This is a genomic window from Kutzneria sp. CA-103260, from assembly GCF_018263855.1.
Lineage (GTDB): Bacteria > Actinomycetota > Actinomycetes > Mycobacteriales > Pseudonocardiaceae > Kutzneria.
The window spans coordinates 11,575,514-11,597,718 of the sequence record NZ_CP073318.1 but is presented as its reverse complement, the minus strand read 5'-3'; the positions used below and the strand labels follow the sequence as shown (position 1 = coordinate 11,597,718).

Annotated in this window: 19 protein-coding genes; 6 read left to right on the top strand and 13 right to left on the bottom strand. The window is 71.8% G+C overall.

Going from position 1 to position 22,205, the window contains the following annotated elements:
* Positions 1–45: 45 nt before the first annotated feature.
* The 4 genes from JJ691_RS51940 to JJ691_RS51925 form a co-directional block, all read right to left on the bottom strand.
* The gene (locus JJ691_RS51940) at positions 46–2,895 is read right to left on the bottom strand and encodes a WD40 repeat domain-containing protein (protein WP_211766704.1); all 2,850 of its coding nucleotides are present in this window, start codon (positions 2,893–2,895) and stop codon (positions 46–48) included.
* 70 nt (positions 2,896–2,965) lie between these two features.
* Positions 2,966–3,913, bottom strand: coding sequence for an asparaginase (locus JJ691_RS51935; protein WP_211766703.1), 948 nt, complete (start codon positions 3,911–3,913; stop codon positions 2,966–2,968).
* A 187-nt stretch (positions 3,914–4,100) separates the two neighbouring features.
* Positions 4,101–4,820, bottom strand: coding sequence for an ATP-dependent Clp protease ATP-binding subunit (locus tag JJ691_RS51930; RefSeq protein WP_211766702.1), 720 nt, complete (start codon positions 4,818–4,820; stop codon positions 4,101–4,103).
* Between the two features lie 73 nt (positions 4,821–4,893).
* Positions 4,894–5,934 carry a CdaR family transcriptional regulator gene (locus tag JJ691_RS51925; protein WP_211766701.1) on the bottom strand — a complete coding sequence of 347 codons (1,041 nt, stop codon included), beginning with the start codon at positions 5,932–5,934 and terminating at the stop codon, positions 4,894–4,896.
* Positions 5,935–6,035: 101 nt separating this feature from the next.
* Here JJ691_RS51925 and JJ691_RS51920 point away from each other — a divergent pair, with 101 nt between their 5' ends.
* The gene (locus JJ691_RS51920) at positions 6,036–7,340 is read left to right on the top strand and encodes an MFS transporter (RefSeq protein ID WP_211766700.1); all 1,305 of its coding nucleotides are present in this window, start codon (positions 6,036–6,038) and stop codon (positions 7,338–7,340) included.
* The gene (locus JJ691_RS51915; protein ID WP_211766699.1) at positions 7,337–8,536 is read left to right on the top strand and encodes an NAD(P)/FAD-dependent oxidoreductase; all 1,200 of its coding nucleotides are present in this window, start codon (positions 7,337–7,339) and stop codon (positions 8,534–8,536) included. The genes JJ691_RS51920 and JJ691_RS51915 overlap by 4 nt, the downstream gene beginning before the upstream one ends.
* A gap of 5 nt (positions 8,537–8,541) precedes the next feature.
* Here JJ691_RS51915 and JJ691_RS51910 read toward each other — a convergent pair whose 3' ends face one another.
* Complete coding sequence (locus JJ691_RS51910; protein ID WP_211766698.1) at positions 8,542–9,546, bottom strand: GNAT family N-acetyltransferase; 1,005 nt, start codon at positions 9,544–9,546, stop codon at positions 8,542–8,544.
* Between the two features lie 110 nt (positions 9,547–9,656).
* On the opposite strand from JJ691_RS51910, the gene JJ691_RS51905 reads away from it, so the two are divergent.
* Together JJ691_RS51905 and JJ691_RS51900 are read left to right on the top strand one after the other, a co-directional pair.
* Positions 9,657–10,046 (top strand): VOC family protein, encoded by a 390-nt coding sequence (locus tag JJ691_RS51905; protein WP_211766697.1) that lies wholly within the window; start codon positions 9,657–9,659, stop codon positions 10,044–10,046.
* Between the two features lie 96 nt (positions 10,047–10,142).
* Positions 10,143–11,516: an FAD-binding oxidoreductase gene (locus JJ691_RS51900; RefSeq protein WP_211766696.1), complete on the top strand. Its 1,374-nt coding sequence runs from the start codon at positions 10,143–10,145 to the stop codon at positions 11,514–11,516.
* Positions 11,517–11,592: 76 nt separating this feature from the next.
* On the opposite strand, the gene pheT is transcribed toward JJ691_RS51900, so the two are convergent.
* The 6 genes from pheT to infC all read right to left on the bottom strand — a co-directional run bounded on the left by pheT (position 11,593) and on the right by infC (position 17,387).
* The gene (gene pheT / locus JJ691_RS51895; protein ID WP_211766695.1) at positions 11,593–14,070 is read right to left on the bottom strand and encodes a phenylalanine--tRNA ligase subunit beta; all 2,478 of its coding nucleotides are present in this window, start codon (positions 14,068–14,070) and stop codon (positions 11,593–11,595) included.
* A gap of 5 nt (positions 14,071–14,075) precedes the next feature.
* On the bottom strand, positions 14,076–15,143 hold the full coding sequence (pheS, locus tag JJ691_RS51890) for a phenylalanine--tRNA ligase subunit alpha (protein ID WP_211766694.1): 1,068 nt from the start codon (positions 15,141–15,143) through the stop codon (positions 14,076–14,078).
* A gap of 74 nt (positions 15,144–15,217) precedes the next feature.
* The gene (locus JJ691_RS51885) at positions 15,218–16,030 is read right to left on the bottom strand and encodes a TrmH family RNA methyltransferase (protein ID WP_211766693.1); all 813 of its coding nucleotides are present in this window, start codon (positions 16,028–16,030) and stop codon (positions 15,218–15,220) included.
* 32 nt (positions 16,031–16,062) lie between these two features.
* Positions 16,063–16,443: a 50S ribosomal protein L20 gene (gene rplT / locus JJ691_RS51880; protein ID WP_184866759.1), complete on the bottom strand. Its 381-nt coding sequence runs from the start codon at positions 16,441–16,443 to the stop codon at positions 16,063–16,065.
* A 70-nt stretch (positions 16,444–16,513) separates the two neighbouring features.
* On the bottom strand, positions 16,514–16,708 hold the full coding sequence (gene rpmI, locus JJ691_RS51875; protein WP_211766692.1) for a 50S ribosomal protein L35: 195 nt from the start codon (positions 16,706–16,708) through the stop codon (positions 16,514–16,516).
* Between the two features lie 73 nt (positions 16,709–16,781).
* Positions 16,782–17,387 (bottom strand): translation initiation factor IF-3, encoded by a 606-nt coding sequence (infC, locus tag JJ691_RS51870; RefSeq protein WP_211766691.1) that lies wholly within the window; start codon positions 17,385–17,387, stop codon positions 16,782–16,784.
* A gap of 230 nt (positions 17,388–17,617) precedes the next feature.
* On the opposite strand from infC, the gene JJ691_RS51865 reads away from it, so the two are divergent.
* Both JJ691_RS51865 and JJ691_RS51860 read left to right on the top strand, forming a co-directional pair.
* Positions 17,618–17,968 (top strand): DUF1844 domain-containing protein, encoded by a 351-nt coding sequence (locus JJ691_RS51865; protein ID WP_249227589.1) that lies wholly within the window; start codon positions 17,618–17,620, stop codon positions 17,966–17,968.
* Positions 17,969–18,517: 549 nt separating this feature from the next.
* Positions 18,518–19,261, top strand: coding sequence for an ANTAR domain-containing protein (locus JJ691_RS51860; protein ID WP_211766690.1), 744 nt, complete (start codon positions 18,518–18,520; stop codon positions 19,259–19,261).
* A gap of 44 nt (positions 19,262–19,305) precedes the next feature.
* Here JJ691_RS51860 and JJ691_RS51855 read toward each other — a convergent pair whose 3' ends face one another.
* Positions 19,306–20,736 carry an amidase gene (locus JJ691_RS51855; protein WP_211766689.1) on the bottom strand — a complete coding sequence of 477 codons (1,431 nt, stop codon included), beginning with the start codon at positions 20,734–20,736 and terminating at the stop codon, positions 19,306–19,308.
* A 20-nt stretch (positions 20,737–20,756) separates the two neighbouring features.
* Positions 20,757–22,199 carry an ABC transporter substrate-binding protein gene (locus tag JJ691_RS51850; RefSeq protein WP_211766688.1) on the bottom strand — a complete coding sequence of 481 codons (1,443 nt, stop codon included), beginning with the start codon at positions 22,197–22,199 and terminating at the stop codon, positions 20,757–20,759.
* Between the last annotated feature and the right edge of the window lie 6 nt (positions 22,200–22,205).

Genomic DNA, 22,205 nt, shown 5'->3' with positions numbered 1-22,205 from the left:
CAACAGTGTTGCCGGCGTCTCACCGGTGGGACTCGACGGCACCCGTCAGTTATCGCACGGCATCGGCACATCCATTCCGGTGAAGTAGTTGTCCCACTTGCTCGGTGTGATCAGCCCGGTGCGGGGCAGCTGGCACACGGCCTGCGCCGCCCGGCCGGCGTCAGTGGTCCAGACCGCGACCGACTCGTCGCCGATCATGACCAGCCGGCCGTCCGGCGTGAAGAAGACCGACCGCAGGTGCTGCTGCGTGGTGGCGTCCAACTCCAGCACCTCGGACGCGTTGTGGCTGGCCGGGTCCAGGTGCCAGACCACCACCATGCCGTCGGCGTTGACGCCGGCGGCCCGGCCGGTCGACGGGTCGAAGGCGATCGGGACCGGCAGCGGCGTGGTCGACACCATGTCGACCACGGCCACCTTGTCGGCCCGCACCGACCAGAACGTGGCCACCGGCTTGCGCAGGTCGCTGGTCACGGCGCCGACCAGCGAGCCGTCCGCGCTGATCGACTCGGCGACGAAGTCGCCGTCCTGGTCGGGGGTGGTGGTGGCGAGCGGGGTCCAGCGGCCGCTGGCCTGCCGCCACACCTGGGGCTGGCTGACGTCGCCGCGGCTGGACACGGTGGTGAGGGTCCGCCCGTCGGCCGAGAACTGCACCGGCCCCAGGGTCTGCGGCAAAGTGCCGACGGACCGCACCGCATACGGGTCGGTGACGTCCCACAGCGCGGTGTCGGAGGCGACCGGCGCGAGCCGGCGGTCCCCGTCGACCGGATGCCCACCGGCGGCCAGGGTCCGGCCGGTGCGGCTGAAGCTGACCAGGACCCGGTCCCCGTGCCGGGTCCACGCCTGAACCGGCCGGTACAGGTCGGACATGTCCCACACGACCAGGGTGCCGTCGACGTAGGCGGCGGCGATCAGCTTGCTGTCGGCGGACACCGCGAGCGAGTCCACCGCCACGCCGAAGCCGGGCGCGCTCGTGCCCGCTCCGTGTTTCAGGTCGGTGAGCGCGATGGTGCCGTCGGTCGTGCCGGCCGCGATCAGGTCCGCATTCGTGTCGACCGCGACGGCCCGGGTCGAGCTGGGCACGCCGTACTGCTGCACAGCGAACTGGAGCAGCCGCCCGGTGGCCTGCGGCGATTCGGGATCGAGGCGGTGGGCGGCCAGGGCCAGCAGCGCGGCGAGATACGGATTGGTGCGGGCCAGCGTCGGCATCTGGCCGACGACGTTCTGCACGGCCTGCTCCTGGAACTGCCGCCGGCTGCTGAGAAACGCCTCGACGCCGACGAAGGCCGTGACCATCAGCAGCACGACCAGCATCGCGACGAGCTGGCGCAGGCGGCGGGTGCGCTTGCGGTCGAAGCGCTCCCGGCTGTGCTCGGCGTACACGCTGGCGGTGAAGAACATGCGCTCCCGGGCCGACAGCACCGGCTTGGACCGGTTGACCCAGTCCTCGGCGATGAGCAGCCGCAGCCCCCGGTACAGCGCGCCGGAGTCGCGGTCGAGGGCGATCCACGCGGCGGCGGCCTCGGTGAGCTGGCGGTGCGTGCGCAGCCCGTCGCGGTCCTCGGACAGCCATTCCCGCAGCCGGGGCCAGGTGACCAGCAGGGCCTCGTGGGTGAGCTCCAGGTCGTGCCGGCCGACGACGACCAGCCGGGCCTGGACCAGCACGGCGAGCACGGCCGCGGTGTGCCGGTCGTTATCCAGCTCGCGGCGGCCGACCCGGCGCTTGGTGTCCTCGGCGCCGTCGCCGAAGGCGGTGAGCCGCAGGAAAATCTGCCGCGCGGTGTCCCGCTCGACCGGCTGGAGGCCCAGGTAGACGGACTCGGCGGTGCGGGCAATGGCGTGCCGGACGCCGCCGGCCTCGTCGTACGCGGCGAGGGTGAGGGTCATGCCCTGGCGGCGGTGCCAGGTCTCCTGCAACGCCTGCGAGACGAGCGGCAGCGTGCCGAAACCGGAGCTGGCGTCGGCGATCACCCGCGCCACGAGGGCGGTCTCCAGTGTCAGTCCCGCAGCCAAGGCGGGCCTGGTGGCAGCCTCGCGCAGCTCGTCGACGGTCATCGAACGCAGCGCGAACAGGTGGGCGTCCCGCAGCGCGGGCTCCTCGTGGCAGCGGTCGAGGAAGTCGGCCCGCACGCCGAGCACGACGCGGCAGCGGCTGGTGTCGGCCTTAGCGGCGTGCGTGAGGGCGGTGATGAAGGTGGCCCGCTCGGTCTCGTCGACGCAGGCGGTGAACACCTCCTCGAACTGGTCGACGACCAGCAGCAGCTCTTCGTCGGCGGCGGCCTGCCGGATCCGCAGGTGCAGGTTGCCCGGGTCGGCGGCCAGCTCGTCCCGCAGCCGCGGCGCGGACCAGCCGGCGACTACGGCCAGCCGGACCGCGCACTCCTCGATCGGGTGCGGCCCCGGCGTGAAGACCACGCCCCGGCGCCGGTCGCCGGCGGCCAAACCAGCCCGCAGCAGCGAGGACTTGCCGCTGCCGGACGAGCCGTGCACGCACACCAGCCGGTGCTCCCCCACCGCCGCCATCAGGTCCTCGACCAGGGTCTCGCGGCCGAAGAACCGGTCGGCGTCGCCGACGTCGAACGCGGCCGCGCCGAGGTACGGCGACCCGTCCGGCTGCGGTGTCTCAACCGGGGTCAGCTCGGCCGAGACTTCGCGCCACCGCTGCTCCCACAGCTCGGTGTCGCCGTCACACGCCGTGACATAAGCGAGGGTGACGGCCAGGCTGGGCAGCTTGCGGCCGCCGGCCGCCTCGGACAGCACCGCGGTCGAGTAGTGGGCCCGCCGGCTCAGCTCCCGATAGACGGGGCTACCGGCCTGCTCGCGGAGTTTGCGCAGGTCAGCGGCGAATCGCAGCAGCGGGCCGTCCCCGTCGTCGAGCGGTCTCTCACTCCGTGGCACGTTCCCCCACCCCCAGTGCGCGATTGTGGCACCGGGAATTCGCGCGATGGTGGCTTTCGAACCGTTTCGGTCAGCTGTGAAACATCTGGCGGGCCGCGCGTACCCCGCCGCCACCCAGTGCGACCATCAGCGCCACCCGGGCGTGACCGGCGGTCATGCCCGGGGCCAGGATCGCGCCGGCCTTCTCGGCCAGCTCCGCGCCGTAGGTGCCGCCGACGAGGACCGGCACCCGCGGCACCACGACCACGGGGATCTCCCAGTGGGTCAGCTCCATGATCGGGGCGAACAGCTCCACCGGGACGTTGCCGGCGCCCGAGCCCTCCAGCACGATGCCGCGGGCCCCGGCGTCGACCACCGCGTTCAGCACCGCGGCCGGCATGCCGGCGTACGCCCTGATCACGGCGACGTCGGTCTCCGGCTCGCCGTGCGGACGCGGGTGCAGCGGCGGCGGGGCCGCCACCAATACCGCCTTCGCCGCGCTGACCGCACCAAGTCGTGGATACGGCGCGGAGGTGAAAGCCGCCGGCCGGGTCGGATCGGCCAGCCGGGCCCAGCGGGCGGCGTGCAGCTCGTCGTCGAAGCAGACCAGCACACCGGCGCCCCGCACCGCCGGATCGGCCGCGACGGCCAGCGCAGAGGCCAGGTTGCGGGGACCGTCGCTGGACAGCTCGTCGAGGTGCCGGGTCGCCCCGGTGAAGACGATGCCGCCCAGGGCGGCGGCCGGCCCGACCAGCAGATCGGTCAGGAAGGCCGTCTCCTCCAGGTTGTCCACGCCGTGCGTGACGACCACGCCGTCGAAGCCGTCCTCGGTCAGGGCGGCGTGCGCGCGGCGGGCGATGGCCAGCATCGTCGACACCGTGGTGTCCCAGCTGGGCTCGGCCAGCAGGTCCTCGACCACCACCTCGGCCGCGACCGGCCCCAGGTGCGCCAGCAGGTCCTTGCCGCTGGCGACCTGGGAGACGCCGGGCTGGTGGGCGATCGTGTCGCCAGTGGCGATCAACAGCACCCGGTTGCTCACACGATCCCCCACACGATCAGCGCCCCGACCACCACACCAACCAGCATCCCACCAACGTTTGCGCGTCTCCAAGAGCCACAAACCCGTGCTGGCAGGGTCTTCAACCGCCCCGAACCACCGGCCCGTCTGGGGCGGTTGGCGACCCCGCGAACGGGGTTTGGGTGTCTTGGAGACCTACAAACGTTGGTCACTCCAGGCCCACGTGCCGTTCCAGGCGGTCGAGTCGGTCGAGGAGGGGCTTGAGCTGCTTGCCGACCAGCGCCGCGACGGCCGCCGCCGGGTCCCCGGCCGCCTTGCTGCTCTGTTCGCGCTGGTGCACGAACCCGGCCAGCGCCGCCGACACCGCGCCACGCAGCGACCGCAGCTCGGCACCGGCCGCGCGCAGCGCCTGGCCACCGGCCCCGTCCTGCTCCGCGACCAGGCCCAGCAGCAGGTGCTCGCAGCCGATGTAGTTGTGCCCCATGGTGATCGCCTCGGTGACGGCCAGCTCGAAGGCGTTGGCCAGCGGGCCGCTGAACTTGTCGGCCGGCTGCTCGCCCCCGGCCGGCGCCGGCAGTTCGGCCAGCAGCTTCTTGGGATCGACCTCGGTGGCTTCCAGCACCCGCAGCGCCATGTTCGAGCCCTCCCGCACGATGCCGTGCAGCAGGTGTTCGGTGCCCACCAGTGCCGAGCCGTCGGCCCGGGCCTGCTCGATCGCCAGCTTCACGGTGACCCGGGCCCGCTCGGTGAAGTGCGGCAGCTTGCCGGTCGGGTCGCCGTCCAGGTCGCCGATGGTGGCCTCGCGGATCGCCGTCACCCGCTTCACCGAGGTCTCCAGCGCCCGCTGGCAGATCGCCGAGACCGGCACCCCGGACTCCCGGACGGCGTCGGCCAGCTCGTCGGACAGATACACGTTGATCTTGGGCATCACGATGTCTCCCCTTCCCAGATCCTTCTGACCCCCCATTTGTACCCCGCTATGGGGTTATATGCAACACCCCTCATGGGGTTACTAGACACCCCAGGTACATCGCCAACCCCACCGCCGGGTCCTTCACCGGGCGGCCGACCAGGTCCGTGATCTTGTCCAGGCGGTAGACCAGGGTGTTGCGGTGCACGTGCAGGGCCTCGGCGGCGCGGACGAGGTTGAACCCGCTGGCGCCCCATGCGACGAGGGTGGACTTGAGTGCGGGCCAGTCGGGTTCGGCGGGCAGGGGGCCGAGGGTGACGGCGGCGAAGCGGTTGCGGGCGTGAGGGCCGGCGGAGGCGAGGAGTTGGGGCACCCGGAGCTCGGCGATGGGGTGCACGCAGCGGCCTGGCTGGGCGACGGTGAGGGCGTCGGCGGCGTCACGGCAGGCCTCGTGCAGGGCGGCAACGCCGACGGCGGGGTCGCTGAGTCCGATGTGGACATCCGGCGACAGCTCGGCCAGGCGGTGGGCCAGCGCAGCGGTGTCGCCGTGGTGCAGCACGACGAACCGGCCGGTGGCGATCTCGGTCGGCTCTGAGAAGACGGACCGCACGGCCCGGGCGTCGGCGCTGTCGATGACCACCGCGGTGCGCGGCCGGCCGAGATCGAGACCGAGGTCGGCGGCACGGCGTTCGACGGCTCGGGCGGAGACGACGTCGGGGTCGAAGGAGACGATGTCCCGCACCAGGTCGGACACCGCCCGGTCGCGCAGCAGGCGGGACCGCAGCAGGGTGGCCTCCCGTACCAGGATCTCGGTGTGCCGCTGCACGAGCAGCCCGAACCGGCGGACCTGGCGCGGCGAGCCGGTGATGCCGACGGTGCCGAGCGCCTCGCCCTCGACCACGATGGGCAGCGTCATGCCGGGCCTTACCCCGCGCAGCCGCCGGGCCTGCTCGGCGTCGTGCCAGGCGGGTTCCAACGTGCGCATCACCTCGACGGACGCCTCGTGCAGGCTGCCGACCCGGGCCGGGTCGCCGCTGCCGATCACAATGCCGTCGCGGTCGGTGACCAGCACGTTGAAGCCGACGATGCGGCTGGTCTCGGCGGCGATCTCCTGGGCCAGTTCGGCCGTCAACGGCCCATGCGAATCATCCAAAGCAAGCCCCCGAATCGGGTCGACTTTCGTACGGAGCATACGGTGACCAGCGAGTCCGATGTGTCTAGCGTCACAGCACCATGACGACCACACTCGAGCGGGCCAGACCGTCCCGCACCCACTGGCTCATCACGATGTACGCCGGCGGCGGCGAGTTCTGCGACGGCTACATCCTCAGCATCATCGGCGTCGCGCTGCCCCTGATCACCGGCGCGTTCCACCTGGACGCCGCCGGCGCCGGCCTGATCGGGTCGGCCTCGCTGATCGGCATGTTCTTCGGCGGCCTGGTCTTCGGCCGCGTGACCGACCGGGTCGGTCGGCAGAAGGTGTACCTGTTCGACATCGCCGCGTTCATCATCCTGTCGGTGCTCCAACTGTTCGCCGACGCGCCGTGGCAGCTGGTGGCGCTGCGGCTGCTGATGGGCGTGGCCATCGGCGCGGACTTCGCCATCGCCGGCACCATCGCCTCCGAGTTCGCGCCGCAGAAATCCCGCGGGCCGCTGCTGGTGGTGATGGTGACGATGTGGTCGGTCGGCGCGGCCGTGGCCTACGTCGCCGGCTGGGCGATGCTGTCGGCCGGGCCGGACGCGTGGCGGTGGATGCTGGCCAGCAGCGCCATTCCCGCCGCGCTGATCCTCTTCCTGCGGATGGGCACGCCGGAATCGCCGCGGTGGCTGCTGTCCAAGGGCCGCGTCGACGAGGCGCGGGCGGTCGTGGAGCAGATGCTCGGGCCGGGCGCGGACCTGTCCGACATCGAGGCCGACACCGGCGTCGCCGGGCGGTACCGCGACATGTTCCGCCAGCCGTACCTGCGGCGGACGATCTTCGTCTGCGTGTTCTGGGCCTGCCAGCTGCTGCCTATCTACGCCATCAGCACCTACGAGCCGACCATCCTGCACTCGTTCGGGCTGGCCACCGGCAACGCGGCGTACCTGGGCGCGGTCGTGATCCAGATCTTCTACGTGCTGGGCTCGCTGTCCGGGGCGCTGTTCGTCAACCGGGGCCGGCGCAAGCTGCTGCTGTGGAGCTCCGCCATCTCGGCGCTGCCGCTGCTCGGACTGGCGGCGCTGGACCGCCCGTCGGCGATCATCGTGGTGACCTTGTTCGTGGTGTTCGGGGTCGCGTCGTTCGCCAGCCAGTGCCTGCAGGCCATCTACCCCTCCGAGCTGTTCCCGACCGGGATCCGGGCCACCGCCAACGGTTTCGCCACCGGCATCAGCCGGATCGGGGCGGCGCTGGGCACCTTCGGCGCGCCGATCCTGCTCGGCTACAGCACCCGGCTGGCCATGCTGGTCGGCGCGGTGATCGCGGTGGTCGGCTGGCTGGTGTCGTACTGGCTCGCGCCGGAGACCAGCGGCAAGACGCTGAGCGAGTCGTCGCGGTGAGGGTCACGGTGGTCGGCGGCGGCGTGATCGGCCTGTGCTGCGCGTATTCGCTGGCCTCGAACGGCCATGAGGTCACGGTCGTGGAGCGGGACCGGCTCGGCAGCGGCGCCTCGCGGGGCAACGCCGGGGAGGTCTGCCCGGACCTGGTGGAACCACTGGCCGCGCCCGGCGTGATCCTCTCGGCGCTGCGCACCCTGCACCGGCCGGACGCGGCCCTGCACATCCATCCCGCACTCGACGCCGACCTGCTCCGGTTCCTGCTCGGCTTCGCCCGCAACGCGACCCGGCGCCGGTACCGCACCGGCGCCGCGGCGCTGGCCTCGTTGGCGCACAACACTTTCGACCTGTTCGAGGAGTTGGGCGTCGACGCCAACCGCAACGGATTCCTGTTCGCCTACGGCACTTCCTCATCGGCTGACCACGCCCGCCGTGGTTTTGCCGCCCTCGGGGCGCCGGTCGGCGAGCTGCTGTTCGATCTTCCGGACCGGGAGCCGTGCCTGGCCGCCGGGGCTCGGGCCGGGTTCGTGGTCGAGGACCAGTGGTCCCTCGATCCGAACGCCGTCGTCGACGCGCTGGCCGCTCGGCTGCGGACTCTTGGCGTCTCGGTGATCGAGGGCGCGCGGGTCACTCGGGTTGTGGAGGGCGCGCGGGTGCAGGTGCACACCTCGGCCGGCACCGTCGAGTCCGACGCCGCGGTGCTGGCCGCCGGGGTGTGGACCCGTGAACTCGGGCGGGCCGCCGGCGTGGACCTGAACCTGTTTCCGGGCAAGGGATACAGCTTCTCCGTGGCCGTCGACAAGATGCCGTCACGGCTCGTGCACCTCGGCGACGCCCATGTCGCCGTCACTCCGCTCGGCGATCGGCTGCGCATCGCCGGCACCATGGAGTTCGATCGGGACCACGATCGTTTCCACGCCCGCCGCATCGCCGCCATCGTCCGCGCCGCCGGCCCCTACCTGGCCGGCGTCGACTGGGCCGGCCGCCGGGACGAGTGGGTCGGACCTCGGCCGATGACGCCCGACGGCCTGCCCGCCATCGGCCGCCTTCCCCGGCACCGCAACGTTTTTGTCGCCGCCGGGCACAACATGCTGGGCCTGATGCTGGCCCCGTCGACCGGGAAGATGGTGGCGGGGCTGGTGGACGGGGAGAAGGCGCCGGCCGCCTTCGATCCGGGACGGCTGGCCCGGGCATGGTGACACGCCTAGCCGAGCCGGCGGCTGATGACCTCCACCTCGCCGGTCAGCACGACCATGGTGTGCGAGACGACAAAGCCGAGCGCGGTGTTGACCCGGATCATGTGCGCGTTCTCGGCCCCGGTCGACGTGGAGATCCAGGCGATCTCTGGGCGCTCGGACCGCAGCCGCTCGGCCATGCGCGCCTTGACGTGCCGGCCCAGACCGTGACCCCGGTGCGCCGGCAGCACGGCCGTGTCGAACTGGTGGGCAAGATCCTTGCTGGCCGCGTACAGCTCGATCTCGGTGAAGCCGACCACCGCCCCGGACTCCTCATGCACCGCGACCACGACGTGTTGCTCAACGCCCAGTTGAGCCTGTTCCGCCTCGATGCGGCGGATGCGTTCGACGGTCCAGTCCGGGGACTCGAAGGCCGCCGCACCGAGCGGGGCGTCCTCGATCGCCCGGCGCGCGGCGGCATACGACTCGACCAGTTCCTCCGGCGCGTGGTTCACCCACTCGACCGTCCGATAGCCGGCCGGCGTCTCGGCCGCCCAACCGGACACGTCCACGTCGGGCAGCGAGAGAACCTGGGCCACGGTCGCGTGGGTGCGGCGGAATCCCCGCTTCCGGGCCCACTGCTCGCCGACGCCGTCCGCCGCGATCCACCAGCCCTCGATGGCGGCGCAGCCGTGGTCTTGCAGGACGGACAACACGGTTCGCAGCAGCGCGGTGCCGACGCCATGACCGCGGCACTCGGGATGCACCGTGATCTCGACCGACCCCACACCGCCGTTCTCGGGAATGATGACCATCATGAAGCCGGCCATCCGGCCGTCGAGGTGAGCGGCCCAGCGCAGCCGCTCGCCCTCGCCCGGATCCGGGTCGCACATCCGCCTGATGATCATCTCTGCGGTGCGCCGCGGGCCACCGTCCGGCCAGTCGACGGCCCGGCTGGCCAACACCAGCGCGGCGTACTCGGCCAGCGACGCCCGACCGCCGATGTCCGGGTCGAACGGGCTTACGTGCGGCATCGTCGGCTTCCCTCCGGGTGTCAAGGCCGATCACGATGATGCCCGCCCACCCGCCCGGATGTTGTGGAAATCGGGTCGTGAGCGGCGGGGGCGGCGGCTAGGTTTCGTCCATGACGTCCCGTTTGCACAATGTCACCGTCGACTGCGCCGACCCGGTCGCGTTGGCCGCCTTCTGGGCCGCGGTCACCGGCTACGAGCAGGACATCGAGGACGACCTCGACCCCGTGGAGGACGCGCTGCTGGTGGCCCCCGGCGACGGTCCGGGCATCCTGTTCCAGCGGGTTCCGGAAGGAAAGGCGGCGAAGAACCGCCTGCACTTCGACCTGCAGCCGGACCGGCCGCGCGACGAGGAAGTGGAGCGCCTGCTGGCCCTCGGCGCGACCCTGGTGCTGGACATGCGCACCCCGGACGGCAAGGGCTGGGTGCAGCTGGCCGATCCCGAGGGCAACGAGTTCTGCGTGGAGCGCAGCGCGGCGGAGCGGGTCGCGACCGGCGGCTGATGAGGGTTGTCCCCCTGACCTTCCCGGGCTGCTTGTCGACCGCGGTGCGAGCACGGCACGGTGGACGGACCGGGACGACAACCAGAAGGGCTCTCGATGGGCGACGTGGCGGAACGGCTGGCGGAGATCGTCGGGGAGAAGAACTTCCTGTCCGGCGAGGACATCCCCGAGGACTACAGCCGTGACGAGGACCTGACCGGCGCACCGCAGGCCCCGGCGTACGTCGCGAAACCGGACAGCGCCAGGGAAGTGGCGGAACTGCTCAAGGCGGCGTCGGAACACGGCGTGCCGGTGACCGCGCGGGGATCGGGCACCGGGATCTCCGGCGCGGCCCGGCCGGTGGCCGGCGGGCTGGTGGTCTCGTTCGAGCGGATGAACGCCGTGCTGGAGATCGACGCCGGCAACCACGTCGCGGTCGTGCAGCCCGGGGTGACGCTGGCCGAGCTGGACGCCGCGGCCGCCGAGCAAGGGCTGACCTACCCGGTCCGGCCGGGCGAACTGAGCGGCAGCCTCGGCGGCAACGTCGCGACCAACGCCGGCGGCATGCGCGCGGTGAAGTACGGCGTGACCCGCGACAACGTGATCGGCCTCGAGGCCGTGCTGCCGACCGGCGAGATCATCCGCACCGGCGGCAAGATCGCCAAGTCGTCCAGCGGCTACGACCTCACGCAGCTGATCATCGGCTCCGAAGGCACCCTGGCCCTGGTCACCGAGGTCATCGTCAAGCTGCGCCCGCGGCTGCCGCACGGCGCCACCGTGCTCGCCCCGTTCGGCGACTTCGACCAGGTGATGGCCGCCGTCCCGAAGATCATCGCCAGCGGCGTCGGCCCGCACATCCTGGAGTACATCGACGCCAAGACCATGGCCGCGATCGTCGACCGGGAAGGGCTCGACCTCGGGGTGCCGGCCGAGATCCGCGACTCCTGCGACGCGTATCTGGTGGTGGCGCTGGAGAATCGCGGCCCGCAGCGGCTGGCCGAGGACGCCGAGGCCGCCGGCGAACTGCTCGCCGGGCTCGGGGCGACCGAGGTCTACTTCCTCGACGGCGGCGCCGCCCGCCGGCTGATCGAGGCCCGCGAGAAGGCGTACTGGGTGGTCAAGGCCGTCGGCGCCGACGACACCATCGACGCCGTCGTGCCCCGGACCACGATGCCGCGCTTCATCGCCGCTGCCCAGGAGCTGGCCCAGGCCGTCGGCGGCGACGCGCTGGGCTGCGGCCACGCCGGCGACGGCAACGTCCACCTGGCCATCCGCTGCCCCGACCCGGTGATCCGCAAGAAGCTGTTCACCGACATCCTCACGGTCGCCACCGAGCTCGGCGGCCAGATCTCCGGCGAACACGGCCTGGGCCGCGCCAAGATCGGCTACTTCCACGAACTGGTGGACCCGGCGAAGATCGAGCTGATGCGCCGCGTCAAACAGAGCTTCGACCCGGCCGGCATCCTGAACCCGGGAGTGTTGTTCGGCTGAGGCCCCCGAGTGTCATGAAGGGCCCCGTCCTGACGTTGAACGCCAGGACGGGGCCCTTCATGTACACAAACCGGGGTCAGGCGCGGAGGGATGCTCCGTGCTGTTCGCCGGCCGAAGCCACGGCGGCGTCGCGGGCGGCGGTGGCCTCCTCGACGGTGAGGGTCCGGTCAGGGGCGCGGAAGCGCAGGGCGTAGGCCAGGGAGCGCTTGCCCTCGCCGAGCTGCTCGCCGGTGTAGACGTCGAACAGCCGCAGGTCCTCCAGCAGGTCGCCGCCGCCGGAGCGGAGCGCGGAGGCGACGTCGGCGACGGGCACCTCGGCGTCCACGACCAGGGCCACGTCCAGCAGCACCGGCGGGTACGGCGAGATCACCGGCACCGGCCGGCGGTCGGCCAGCGGCAGCGCGTCGAGGTCGATCTCCATGGCGCAGGTCCGCTTGGGCAGCCCCAGCTTCTCCACTACCGCCGGGTGCAGCTCGCCGGCGTGGCCGACGGGCCAGCCGCCGACCCGCAGCTCGGCGCACCGGCCGGGGTGCCACGGCGCGAGGTCGGAGGCGACGACGGTGAGCTCGACGCCCCAGGCGTGCGCGACGGTCCGCGCGGCCTCCACGGCGTCGGCCCACGAGGCCTCACGACCCTTGCCCCACCAGCCGGCCTGCTCACGCTGACCGGCCAGGACAACGGCGGCGTGCAGCGGCTGGTTGGGCAGCGACGCCTCCAGCTTGCCCAGGTCCTCTTCGGACGGACGGCCGGCGACGCCGACCGACGGCACCTCGGCCTGCTGGGCCTTGGGCAGCACGACCTGTCCGATGTGGAACAGAGCCAGGTCCCGCTGACCACGGGAAACGTTGCGGCGCAACGTGTCCAGCATGTTGGGCAGCAGCGTGGTGGCCAGCTCGGGGTGGTCGGCCTCCAGTGGGTTGAGCACCTTGACCGTGGTGCGCCGCACGTCGTCGGCATCCAGGCCGAAGTCGTCCCAGATGGTCGAGGCGACGAACGGGAACGGCAGCACCTCGGCGTAGCCAGCCTCGGCCAGCGCGCGGGACGCGGCCCGGCGGCGGCGCTGTGACTCGGTCAGCCCCCGCTGCGGCGGCGCGGGCGGCAGCTCGGACGGGATGGTGTGGTAGCCCTCCAGCCGCAGCACCTCCTCCACCAGGTCGGCGGGCTGGGTGAGGTCGGGCCGCCACGGCGGCGGGGTGGCGATGACGAAGGTGCGGCCGTCGTCGCTGGTGGTGACCTCGACGCCGCAGCCGATCTGGCCGAGCCGCCGCGCGGTGACGCCGCGGGCGTAGCGCACGCCGGCCACCCGGTCGGGCAGGTCGATCGGCATGGACACCGGGGACGGCAGGATCGGGTTGCCGACGTCGGTGCGGCCGGGGCGGATGGTGCCCTCGCCGAACTCGTCGAGCAGCTTGGCCGCGCGGTCCAGGGCGGCCGCCGCGACCACCGGGTCGACGGCCCGCTCGAAGCGCCGGGACGCCTCGCTGGGCAGCTTGTGCCGGCGGGCGGTGCGGGCGATCGAGGCCGGCTCCCAGTTGGCCGCCTCCAGCAGGATGTCCGTGCTGGTGTCCCCGACCTCGGTGGACGCGCCGCCCATCACGCCGGCCAGCGAGACCGGGCCGCTGTCGTCGCAGATGACCAGGTCGTCGGTGGACAGGGTGCGCTCGACGTCGTCCAGCGTGCGCAGCTTCTCGCCCTCATTGGCCCGCCGCACGACCAACGTGCCCTTGAGCTTGCTGGCGTCGAAGGCGTGCAGCGGCTGGCCAGTCTCCAGCATCACGTAGTTGGTGACGTCGACCGGCAGCGAGATGGACCGGATGCCGGCCAGCATCAGCCGGCGGCGCATCCAGAACGGGGCCGGGGCGGCGGTGTCCACGCCGGTGACCCGACGCGCGACGAAGCGGCGGCAGCCCTCCTCGTCCCGCACGTCGACCGGCCACACCTCGTTGTCGGCGGCGCGCACGTCCGCGCCGGCCGGGTCGCCGAAGGGCAGGTCGAAGGCGCAGGCCAGGTCGCGGCCGAGGCCGCGGACCGACAGCGCGTAGCCGCGGTCGGGCGTGATCGCCAGCTCCAGCACGGCATCGTCGAGCTGGAGGATGTCCTTGGCGTCGTCACCGGGGCTGGCGGTGCCGGGCGGCAGCACCAGGATGCCGGTGTGGTCGTCGCCGAGACCCAGCTCCTTGACCGAGCAGATCATGCCCTCGGAGGTCTTGCCGTACGTCTTGCGGGCGCTGATCTCGAAGCCGCCGGGCAGCACCGCGCCGGGCAGGGCCACCACGACCAGGTCGCCCTCGACGAAGTTGCGGGCGCCGCAGACGATGCCCTGGATCTGGTCCTCGTCCACCTCGACCTGGCAGTACCGGATCGGCTTCTTGAACTCGGTGAGCTCCTCGATCTCCACCACCAGGCCGACCACCAGCGGGCCGTCGACGGGGGCGAGCCGCTCCACGGCCTCGACCTCGTGGCCGATCCGGATCAGCGCCTCGGCCACGTCCTCGGGCGTGGTCTCCTCGGGCAGCGGCAGGTGCTCGGCGAGCCAGCTGACAGGAATGCGCACGGGACTCAGAACTCCGTTCCGAAGGGCAAGGTGAAGCGGACATCGCCCTCGACCATGTCACGCATGTCGGGGATGCCGTTGCGGAACTGCAGCGTGCGCTCCAGGCCCATGCCGAACGCGAAGCCCGAGTACACCTCGGGGTCCACGCCGGTGGCGCGCAGCACGTTGGGGTTGACCATGCCGCAGCCGCCCCACTCCACCCAGCCGGCGCCGCCCTTCTTCTGCGGGAACCACACGTCCACCTCGGCCGAGGGCTCGGTGAACGGGAAGAAGGAGGGCCGCAGCCGGGTCTTGGAGTCGGCGCCGAACATGGCCCGGGCGAACGCGTCCAGCGTGCCCTTGAGGTGGGCCATGGTGATGCCCTTGTCCACGACCAGGCCCTCGACCTGGTGGAAGACCGGGGTGTGGGTGGCGTCCAGGGCGTCGGTGCGGTAGGTGCGGCCGGGGCAGACCACGTACACCGGCAGCTCGCGGTCCAGCAGCGAGCGGATCTGCACCGGGGAGGTGTGCGTGCGCAGCACCAGCCCGGAGTTCTCCGGCGCGATGTAGAAGGTGTCCTGCATGGTGCGGGCCGGGTGGTCCTTGCCGAAGTTCAACGCGTCGAAGTTGAACCACTCGGTCTCCAGCTCGGGACCCTCGGCGATCTCGTAGCCCATGCCCACGAACACGTCGCCGACGCGCTCGGACAGCGTGGTCAGCGGGTGCCGGGCGCCGCGGGCGACGCGGTCCCAGGGCAGCGACACGTCGACCTGCTCGGTGGCCAGCACCTGCTTGGCCCGCTCGGCCTCCAGCGCGGACTTGCGCGCGTCGAAGGCGGCCTTGATCTCACTCTGCGCCTCGTTCACCCGCTTGCCGGCCTCCGACCGGGCGGCCGGCGGCAGCGCGCCGATCTCCCGCCGAGCGGTCAGCAGCGGCGACCGGTCACCGAGGTGCGCGGGCCGCACGGCGGCCAGCTGGTCGAGGTCGGCGGCCTCGGCGAACGCCTCGTGCGCCTGCTCGACCGCGGCCTTCAGCGTCTCCGGCGCGAGTGCCGCGACCTGCTTGGGGTCGAAAGGATCGTTGACTCCGGACATGGTCGCCTGACAACTCCTGGGGCTTCATGCGGGTGGTGAACAGACCGATCCTAGAGGGTCGGACTGAAACGATTTCACGCGGAGCGCTGCACCCGGGCCGAGGTGTAGAGACAGACGGCCGCGGCGGTGGCGAGGTTAAGGCTTTCCGCCTGTCCGTGGATGGGCACCCGCAGCGCCGCGTCGGTGCGGTCGAGCAGGTCGGCCGGCAGGCCGTGGGCCTCGCTGCCGAACACCCATGCCGTCGGCCCGGCCAGCTCGCCGGCCCGTTCGGCCTGGTCCAGGTCCTGCTCCGCGTAGCCGTCGGCGGCGACGAGGCGCAGCCCCGCGTCGCGGCAGGCGGCCAGCACCGCTTCGGTGTCCCGCGAACGGGCGACCGGGAGGTGGAACAGGCTGCCGGTGGAGGCCCGCACGCACTTGCCGTTGTGCGGGTCGACGGTGGCCCCGGCCAGCAGCACGGCGTCCGCGCCGGCGGCGTCGGCCACCCGCAGCACCGTGCCGGCGTTGCCCGGATCGGCCACCCCTACCAGCACGGCCACCAGCATCGGGGCCCCGCGCAGGGCGTTCTCCAAGGGCTGGTCCACGAGGTCGCAGACGGCGACGATGCCCTGCGGCGAGACCGTCTCGGACAGTCCGTCGGCCGCCTTGTCGGTCACCTCGCTCACCGGCACGCGCTGCTCGTCGGCCCGGTCCAGCAGCTCGGCGTTGCGCTGCGCGGCGATCGCCGTGACGAACACCTCATGCACCCGACCGTGCCCGGCGTGGGACCAGGCCAGCGCCTCGCGCACGGCCTGCGCGCCCTCGGCCAGGAACCGACGGTCCTTGTCGCGACCGGCCCGTCGGGTCAGCTGTCGCGCCGCAGCGACCCGGGGTGTGCGCTCGGTGAACACCCCAGCCCCGGGTCGCGTCGAGAAGACCTTGCTCAGCCCTGGCTCACCGGGGTCTGGGCCGGCACGTTCTTGCGGGCCAGCTCGACCAGCGCGGCGAACGCGTCGGCGTCGTTGACCGCGAGCTCGGCCAGGATCTTGCGGTCCACCTCGACACCCGCGACCTTGAGGCCCTGGATGAAGCGGTTGTAGGTCATGCCGTTCTGGCGCGCGGCCGCGTTGATACGCGTGATCCACAGCTGCCGGAAGTCGCCCTTGCGGGCGCGACGGTCCCGGTAGGCGTAGTTGAGCGAGTGGAGCACCTGCTCCTTGGCCTTGCGGTACAGCCGGGAGCGCTGGCCGCGGTAGCCGCTGGCGAGCTCCAGGGTGGTGCGGCGCTTCTTCTGGGCGTTGACCGCCCGCTTGACGCGTGCCACTGGTTCATCCTGTCAATCTCAAGGGGGTGTTCGGGGCACCCCGGGGTCTTCGTGGGGACAGCAGCTCGCGTCAGATACCGAGCATCTTCTTCATGCGCGGGACGTCGCTCTTGGCGACCTCCTGGACGCCGGCGTAGCGGCGGGTCAGCGTGCTGGGCTTCTTCTCCAGGAGGTGGCGCTTGCCGGTCTTCTCCCGCATCAGCTTGCCCTTGCCGGTCACCTTCACACGCTTGGAGATGCCGCTGTGCGTCTTGTTCTTGGGCATTGTCGTCCTCGTTGTCGTACCGCCGCCCGGAGTGGGCGGCGGTGCGTCGTCGTACCTCGGGGGTTCCCGGGTATCACTCCTGCTCGGAGCCGGTCTCCGGGGCGGTGGCCTTGATCGGCCGGGTCTTGCTGCTCTTGTGCGGCGCCAACACCATGATCATGTTGCGGCCGTCCTGCTTGGCGCTGGACTCCACGAAGCCCAGCTCGTTCACGTCCTCGGCCAACCGCTGCAGCAGCCGGAAGCCGAGCTCCGGCCGGGACTGCTCACGGCCCCGGAACATGATGGTGACCTTGACCTTGTGCCCGTGCTCGAGGAAGCGAACCACGTGGTTCTTCTTCGTCTCGTAGTCGTGCGGGTCGATCTTCGGCCGGAGCTTCTGCTCCTTGATCACCGTGAGCTGTTGGTTGCGCCGCGACTCGCGGGCCTTCTGCGCGCTCTCGTACTTGTACTTGCCGTAGTCCATGAGCTTGCAGACCGGCGGGCGAGCCTGCGGGGCGACCTCGACGAGGTCCAGATCCGCTTCCACGGCGAGCCGGAGGGCGTCCTCGATGCGGACGATGCCCACCTGTTCACCATTGGGCCCGACGAGCCGGACCTCGGGCACCCGGATGCGGTCGTTGATACGGGCCTCGGGAGCGGAGGTGGGGCCACCACGGTCTCGACTAGAGGGAGCTGTCATGCACGTCCTTCAGTTGCCTTCGTACGCCAGAAACGACAATGGCCCCACATGTCCGTGACATGTGGGGCCCGCTTCCTTCCGATCGCCCGACGTGGTGTCGGGCAGCTCCTGGCGTACGTGACGCCGGGAGGACCGGACCCGGCTGCCTGCTGGCGGCTCGGGTGGGAGCGGGGCTCCACTTGCCGCCCCCGCACATACGGGGGCTGGTCGCACCTGTAAGAGTAGCAGACGTGACGGAACTGCCCGAAATCGACGGCCCCCAGCTGCGGGAGCTGGCCGCCGTGCCCAGCGTGGAGATCATCAGTCGGGCCGCGGTGATGCTGCTCTCGGCCGCCGCCGAGCGGCTCGGCCTGGCCGACACCGAGCCCGAGTCCAGCCCGCACCGGGACCTGGACGAGGCCCGCCGGCTGATCACCGCGCTGGCCGGCCTGATCACCGCGTCCGCCGAGTACCTCGGCCCGCACGCCGGCCCCCTGCGGGACGGATTGCAGGCCGTGCAGCGGGCCTTCCGCGAGGGCTCGGCCGTCCCCGACGAACCCGGCCACGGCCCCGGCGAGAAGTACACCGGCCCGGTGTACTGAGCCGTGCCGCACGTGCGGTGTTCCCGCCGCCCGGCGGGAACACCGCAAGCCGGCGCCTTTCCTGCACACCACGCCAAATCAGGCGTCATCGAAGCACGCCGCCACGCACGCGCGCCACAACAAGGCGGGCAAGAGCTGCGGTTATCGGGGAAACGACAGGAATTCGCGATTCACACCGCAACCGCCCCGACGGGCGACAGAACCGCGGAAAATCCGCAAATGACACCCGTTTACCGCGGCGAGCAATCAGGCCTGACCGAACTCGAAATATCAGGTTCCATCACGAACAGTGATCCGGCTGACGCCGGGCGCGACCGGAACCACCAGGATGACGTCACAAGCCCGGTCACCCTCCGCGCACGAACAGGAGTGACACCCATCTCCCTCTTTTGAGGTATAAGCGCCGTGCCCCATTCAGGGCATCGCACCACGATTGGATTCGACCAAACGGGTGGATATCCGTCTGATTGTTCCGTTCGGCGGCCGACATGGGGCCATACAGGGTAAACAAATGCTGGGCGGTACGGAACAGCATGGAAGGACCTCGACATGGCCCCAGCGGTATCCGACTCCCGCGACCACGTCCCCACCCGAATGTTGGCCCAGTTCACCGAGGCCTTGGCCCGCGCCGGATCCATCGCCCACCTCACCCGCCTGTTGACGGACATGTCCCGCACCTTGCTGGAAGTCCCGGCCGCCGGAGTCCTGCTGTACGACCGCGCCGGCAGGCCGGCCGTCGACGGATCACCCGAGGACAAGCGGTTCGCGCCGCTGTTCGCCCTGCAAGCCAAGTCCGGACCGACACTGGAGTGCTACCACGCCGGTCAGTCGGTGGTGCTCACCCGCGAGAGCGCGATCAAGGACGGCTGGCCCGACCTGGCGGCCGCGATGGGCAGTTGCGGCGTCAACGCCATCGAGGCCGTGCCGTTGCGCACCTACAACTCGGCCGCTCGCGGGGAGACCGTCGGTGCGTTGACGCTGTTCTGCGAGGCTCAGACCACAGTGGCGCGCCGCCGGCTCCAATACGTGGTGCAGGGCCTGGCCAACTTCGGCCTCACGGCCGTCACCTTGCGCCAGGACGCGAGCCTTTCGACGGAGTTGGCCGGGAAACTCCGAGACAGGGTGCGCCAGAACACGGCGATCGAGCAGGCCAAGGGGCTGCTCGCCGGACGGCTCCGCATCAACATCGCTCAGGCGACGGCGCTGCTGACGGCGGTCGCCCGGGATCAGGACCTGCCCCTGCATCAGGTCGCACACGACGTTCTGACCGGAAAGACCGACCTGTCCGACTGACCGGTCGGGCGTGGCGATGCCCGACCGGTGAGCGGCACCGGCGTTCAGAGTGACGGGCGGCGGAGGTGCCAGTCAGTGGCCTGCTGGTAGGCGTGGGCGACGCCGGCCAGGAGGGTCTCGCCGTGGGCGGGGCCGATGAGCTGGGCGCCGATGGGCATGCCGGTCTCGGTGGCGCCGGCCGGGAAGGCGATGGCGGGCAGGCCGGTGAGGCTGGCCGGGAACATGAACGCGGTCAGCAGCGCCAGCAGCGGCACGTCGTCGACGGACTGGGCGCCGTGTGGCAGGTCGGGGACCGGCGAGGTCGGCGTGAGCAGCACGTCGACGGTGTTGAGCAGACCCGTGAGCTGCTGGATCAGGCGGCGGCGGACCCGCTGGGCCAGCACGTAGTCCTCGGCCCGGGCGTCCTGGCCGGCCTCCAGGAAGGCCTGCACGTCGTGGCTGAACGGCTCGCCGGCCACATGCTCGCGGTAGATCTCGGCGGCCTCCCGGAAGACCATCACCGAGGACACGGCCCCGAACAGTTCAGGCCCGGGCAGGTTGACCGGCACGATGGTCGCGCCGAGGTCGGCCAGCACGTCGGCGACGCCGTCCATGGCCGCCAGCACGTCGGCCCGGGCCGGGCCGAGGAACGCGTCGGTGGGCACGCCGACCCTCAGGCCGGCCACCGACCACATCTTGCCGAGGGCGTGCAGCGGGTCACCGGTGCTCAGGCCGGTCAGCACCCGCAGCAGGAGCAGGGCGTCGCGGGCGTCCCGGGCCATCGGGCCGACGACGTCGTGCGACCAGGCCAGCGGCCGCACGCCGTCCATGGGCACCAGGCCGAAAGTGGGCTTGATGGCGGTGGTGCCACAGAACGCGGACGGCAGCCGCAGCGAGCCGCCGGTGTCAGTGCCCAGCGCCGCGGCGACGTTCCCGGCGGCCAACGCCGCAGCGGAGCCGCCCGAGGAGCCGGAGGTCATCTTGGTCGGGTCCCACGGATTGTGGGTCTGCGGCGTGGAGACGCCGTAGGCGATCTCGTGGGTGGTGGTCTTGCCGATCACGATGCCGCCGGCGTCGGTCACCCGCGTGACCACCGTGGCGTCGGCGGCGGCCGGCTCGGTGAAGACGGTGGTGCCGGCGGCGGTGACCGTGCCGGCGATGTCGATGAGGTCCTTCACCGCGACCGGCACACCGTGCAGCACCGCCGACGGCCGGCTGGTCAGGGCGGCGGCCCGTTCGCGGGCCTGGTCGGCGTCGACGGAGACGAAGGCGTGCACGGTGGGCTCGGTGGCCTCGATCCGGGCCAGGCAGGAGTCGACCAGCTCCAGCGGCGTCAGCGCACCGTCGTGGATGGCGCAGGCGGCGTCGACCAGCCCCAGCTGCCACGGCTCGACGGCATCCGTTGGCGTGTCGGCGGCCCGAAGATCAGCGGCACGGACGGCGTCAACCGCCGCGGTGACGAACGGCTGCGCCCACTCCCGGCGCGATTGGCTCATGGCAGTGATCAAACTGGGTGTCAGTCGATCCCGGCAAGCCCTTGTTCCGCCCGGATCCGGAAGCCGCCGGCCACCGCCTCGGCCAGGTACAGCGGCTGCCGCAGCCGGCCGCTGGAGGTCACGGTCACCTGGCCCCGCGGGCCGGTGAAGCTGACCCCGGGCAGGGCCCCGGCCAGCGAGGCCGGCTCGATGGTGCCGGCGATCTTGGCGCCGCGGGCGTACAGGTGGATGCCCTCGTACACGGACTCGGTGACGCTGGAGACCGGCGGCGCGGACGGTCCGTAAGCCTGCCGGTACCGGTCGAGGAAGGCCCGGTTCTCCGCGGTCGGCAGGTCCATGAAGTAGCCGAGCACCGACCACATGCCCGCGGCCGCCTCGTCGCCGATGCAGTCGCGGGTGGCCTCGTCCAGCAGTGCCCCGAAGCTGCGGACCCGCCGGCGCAGGCCGGCCGCGTGCAGCTGGCGCTCGAAGGCCGCGGCGTCCCCGCCGACCAGGCAGTTGACCACCAGCTCGGCCCCGGAGTCCTCGATCGACTCCAGCACCTCGTCGAAGTCCGTGGTGCTCAGCGGGACGTAGCGCTCGCCCAGCATCCGGCCCCGCTCGGCCTGGACGACCACGCGGGAGCAGGCGCCGACGGCTCGGGGCCAGACGTAGTCGTTGCCGATCACGTACCAGCCCTTGGCGCCATGCTCGCGCATCATCGTCGGCACGGCCCGGCGCAGCTGGTCGCCGGGAATCTCGCCCCAGCGGAACAGCCGACCAGCCGGCTTCCCGCCCTCGTTGACCGGTGTGTAGAAGTACGGCAGCCCGACGCGGCGGGCGTACGGGCGGACCGCGTCCAGGGTGGCCGAGGTGTGCACGGCGATCACCATGTCCACGTGGTGGCGCAGGTGCAGCCGCTTGAGCTCGCTCAGGCCGGTGGCCGGGCTGGTGGCGTCGTCGCCGACGACCAGCCGCAGCGGCAGGCCGAGCACGCCGCCGTCGGCGTTGATCTCGTCGATGGCCAGCCGGGCGCAGTTCTCCACCGCCGGCCCGAACACGCCGGCGCTGCCGTGGTAGCTGGTGAGCAGGCCGATCCGGACGACGTCCTCGTCGGGGTCGTCGGCCAGGTCGCCGCCGAGCAGCCGGGCCAGCGGCGCGATGCTGCCGTCCTCGACCGAGGTGACCAGGCGGACCCGGGTGCCGGTCCCGTCCGGCTCGAAGTCGATGATCACCCGGCCGCGCCACGGCGTCTCGTGCCGCAGCACGATGCGCTGGCCGGGCAGCACGCGGTGGACCCGGGCGATGCCGGCCAGCGGCACGCCGCCGACCGGGAAGGCGACCCGGACCGCGCGGCCCGGACGCAGGTCCTCGACTCTGGCCTCGAACGTCCAGTCGGCCCAGCGGCCGCCGCCGAACGAGGCGTAGGCCGCGTCGCGAGGCGCCGGCACCGTCACCTCGGCGGTGAACAGGACGTCGGCCATACACGC

Coding starts and splice junctions, on each gene's coding strand:
- JJ691_RS51855 (WP_211766689.1), bottom strand. CDS start 20,736: ATGAGCCAATCGCGCCGGGAGTGGGCGCAGCCGTTCGTCACCGCGGCG.
- JJ691_RS51910 (WP_211766698.1), bottom strand. CDS start 9,546: ATGCCGCACGTAAGCCCGTTCGACCCGGACATCGGCGGTCGGGCGTCG.
- infC (WP_211766691.1), bottom strand. CDS start 17,387: ATGACAGCTCCCTCTAGTCGAGACCGTGGTGGCCCCACCTCCGCTCCC.
- JJ691_RS51850 (WP_211766688.1), bottom strand. CDS start 22,199: ATGGCCGACGTCCTGTTCACCGCCGAGGTGACGGTGCCGGCGCCTCGC.
- JJ691_RS51905 (WP_211766697.1), top strand. CDS start 9,657: ATGACGTCCCGTTTGCACAATGTCACCGTCGACTGCGCCGACCCGGTC.
- JJ691_RS51920 (WP_211766700.1), top strand. CDS start 6,036: ATGACGACCACACTCGAGCGGGCCAGACCGTCCCGCACCCACTGGCTC.
- JJ691_RS51930 (WP_211766702.1), bottom strand. CDS start 4,820: ATGCCCAAGATCAACGTGTATCTGTCCGACGAGCTGGCCGACGCCGTC.
- pheS (WP_211766694.1), bottom strand. CDS start 15,143: ATGTCCGGAGTCAACGATCCTTTCGACCCCAAGCAGGTCGCGGCACTC.
- JJ691_RS51860 (WP_211766690.1), top strand. CDS start 18,518: ATGGCCCCAGCGGTATCCGACTCCCGCGACCACGTCCCCACCCGAATG.
- rpmI (WP_211766692.1), bottom strand. CDS start 16,708: ATGCCCAAGAACAAGACGCACAGCGGCATCTCCAAGCGTGTGAAGGTG.
- JJ691_RS51900 (WP_211766696.1), top strand. CDS start 10,143: ATGGGCGACGTGGCGGAACGGCTGGCGGAGATCGTCGGGGAGAAGAAC.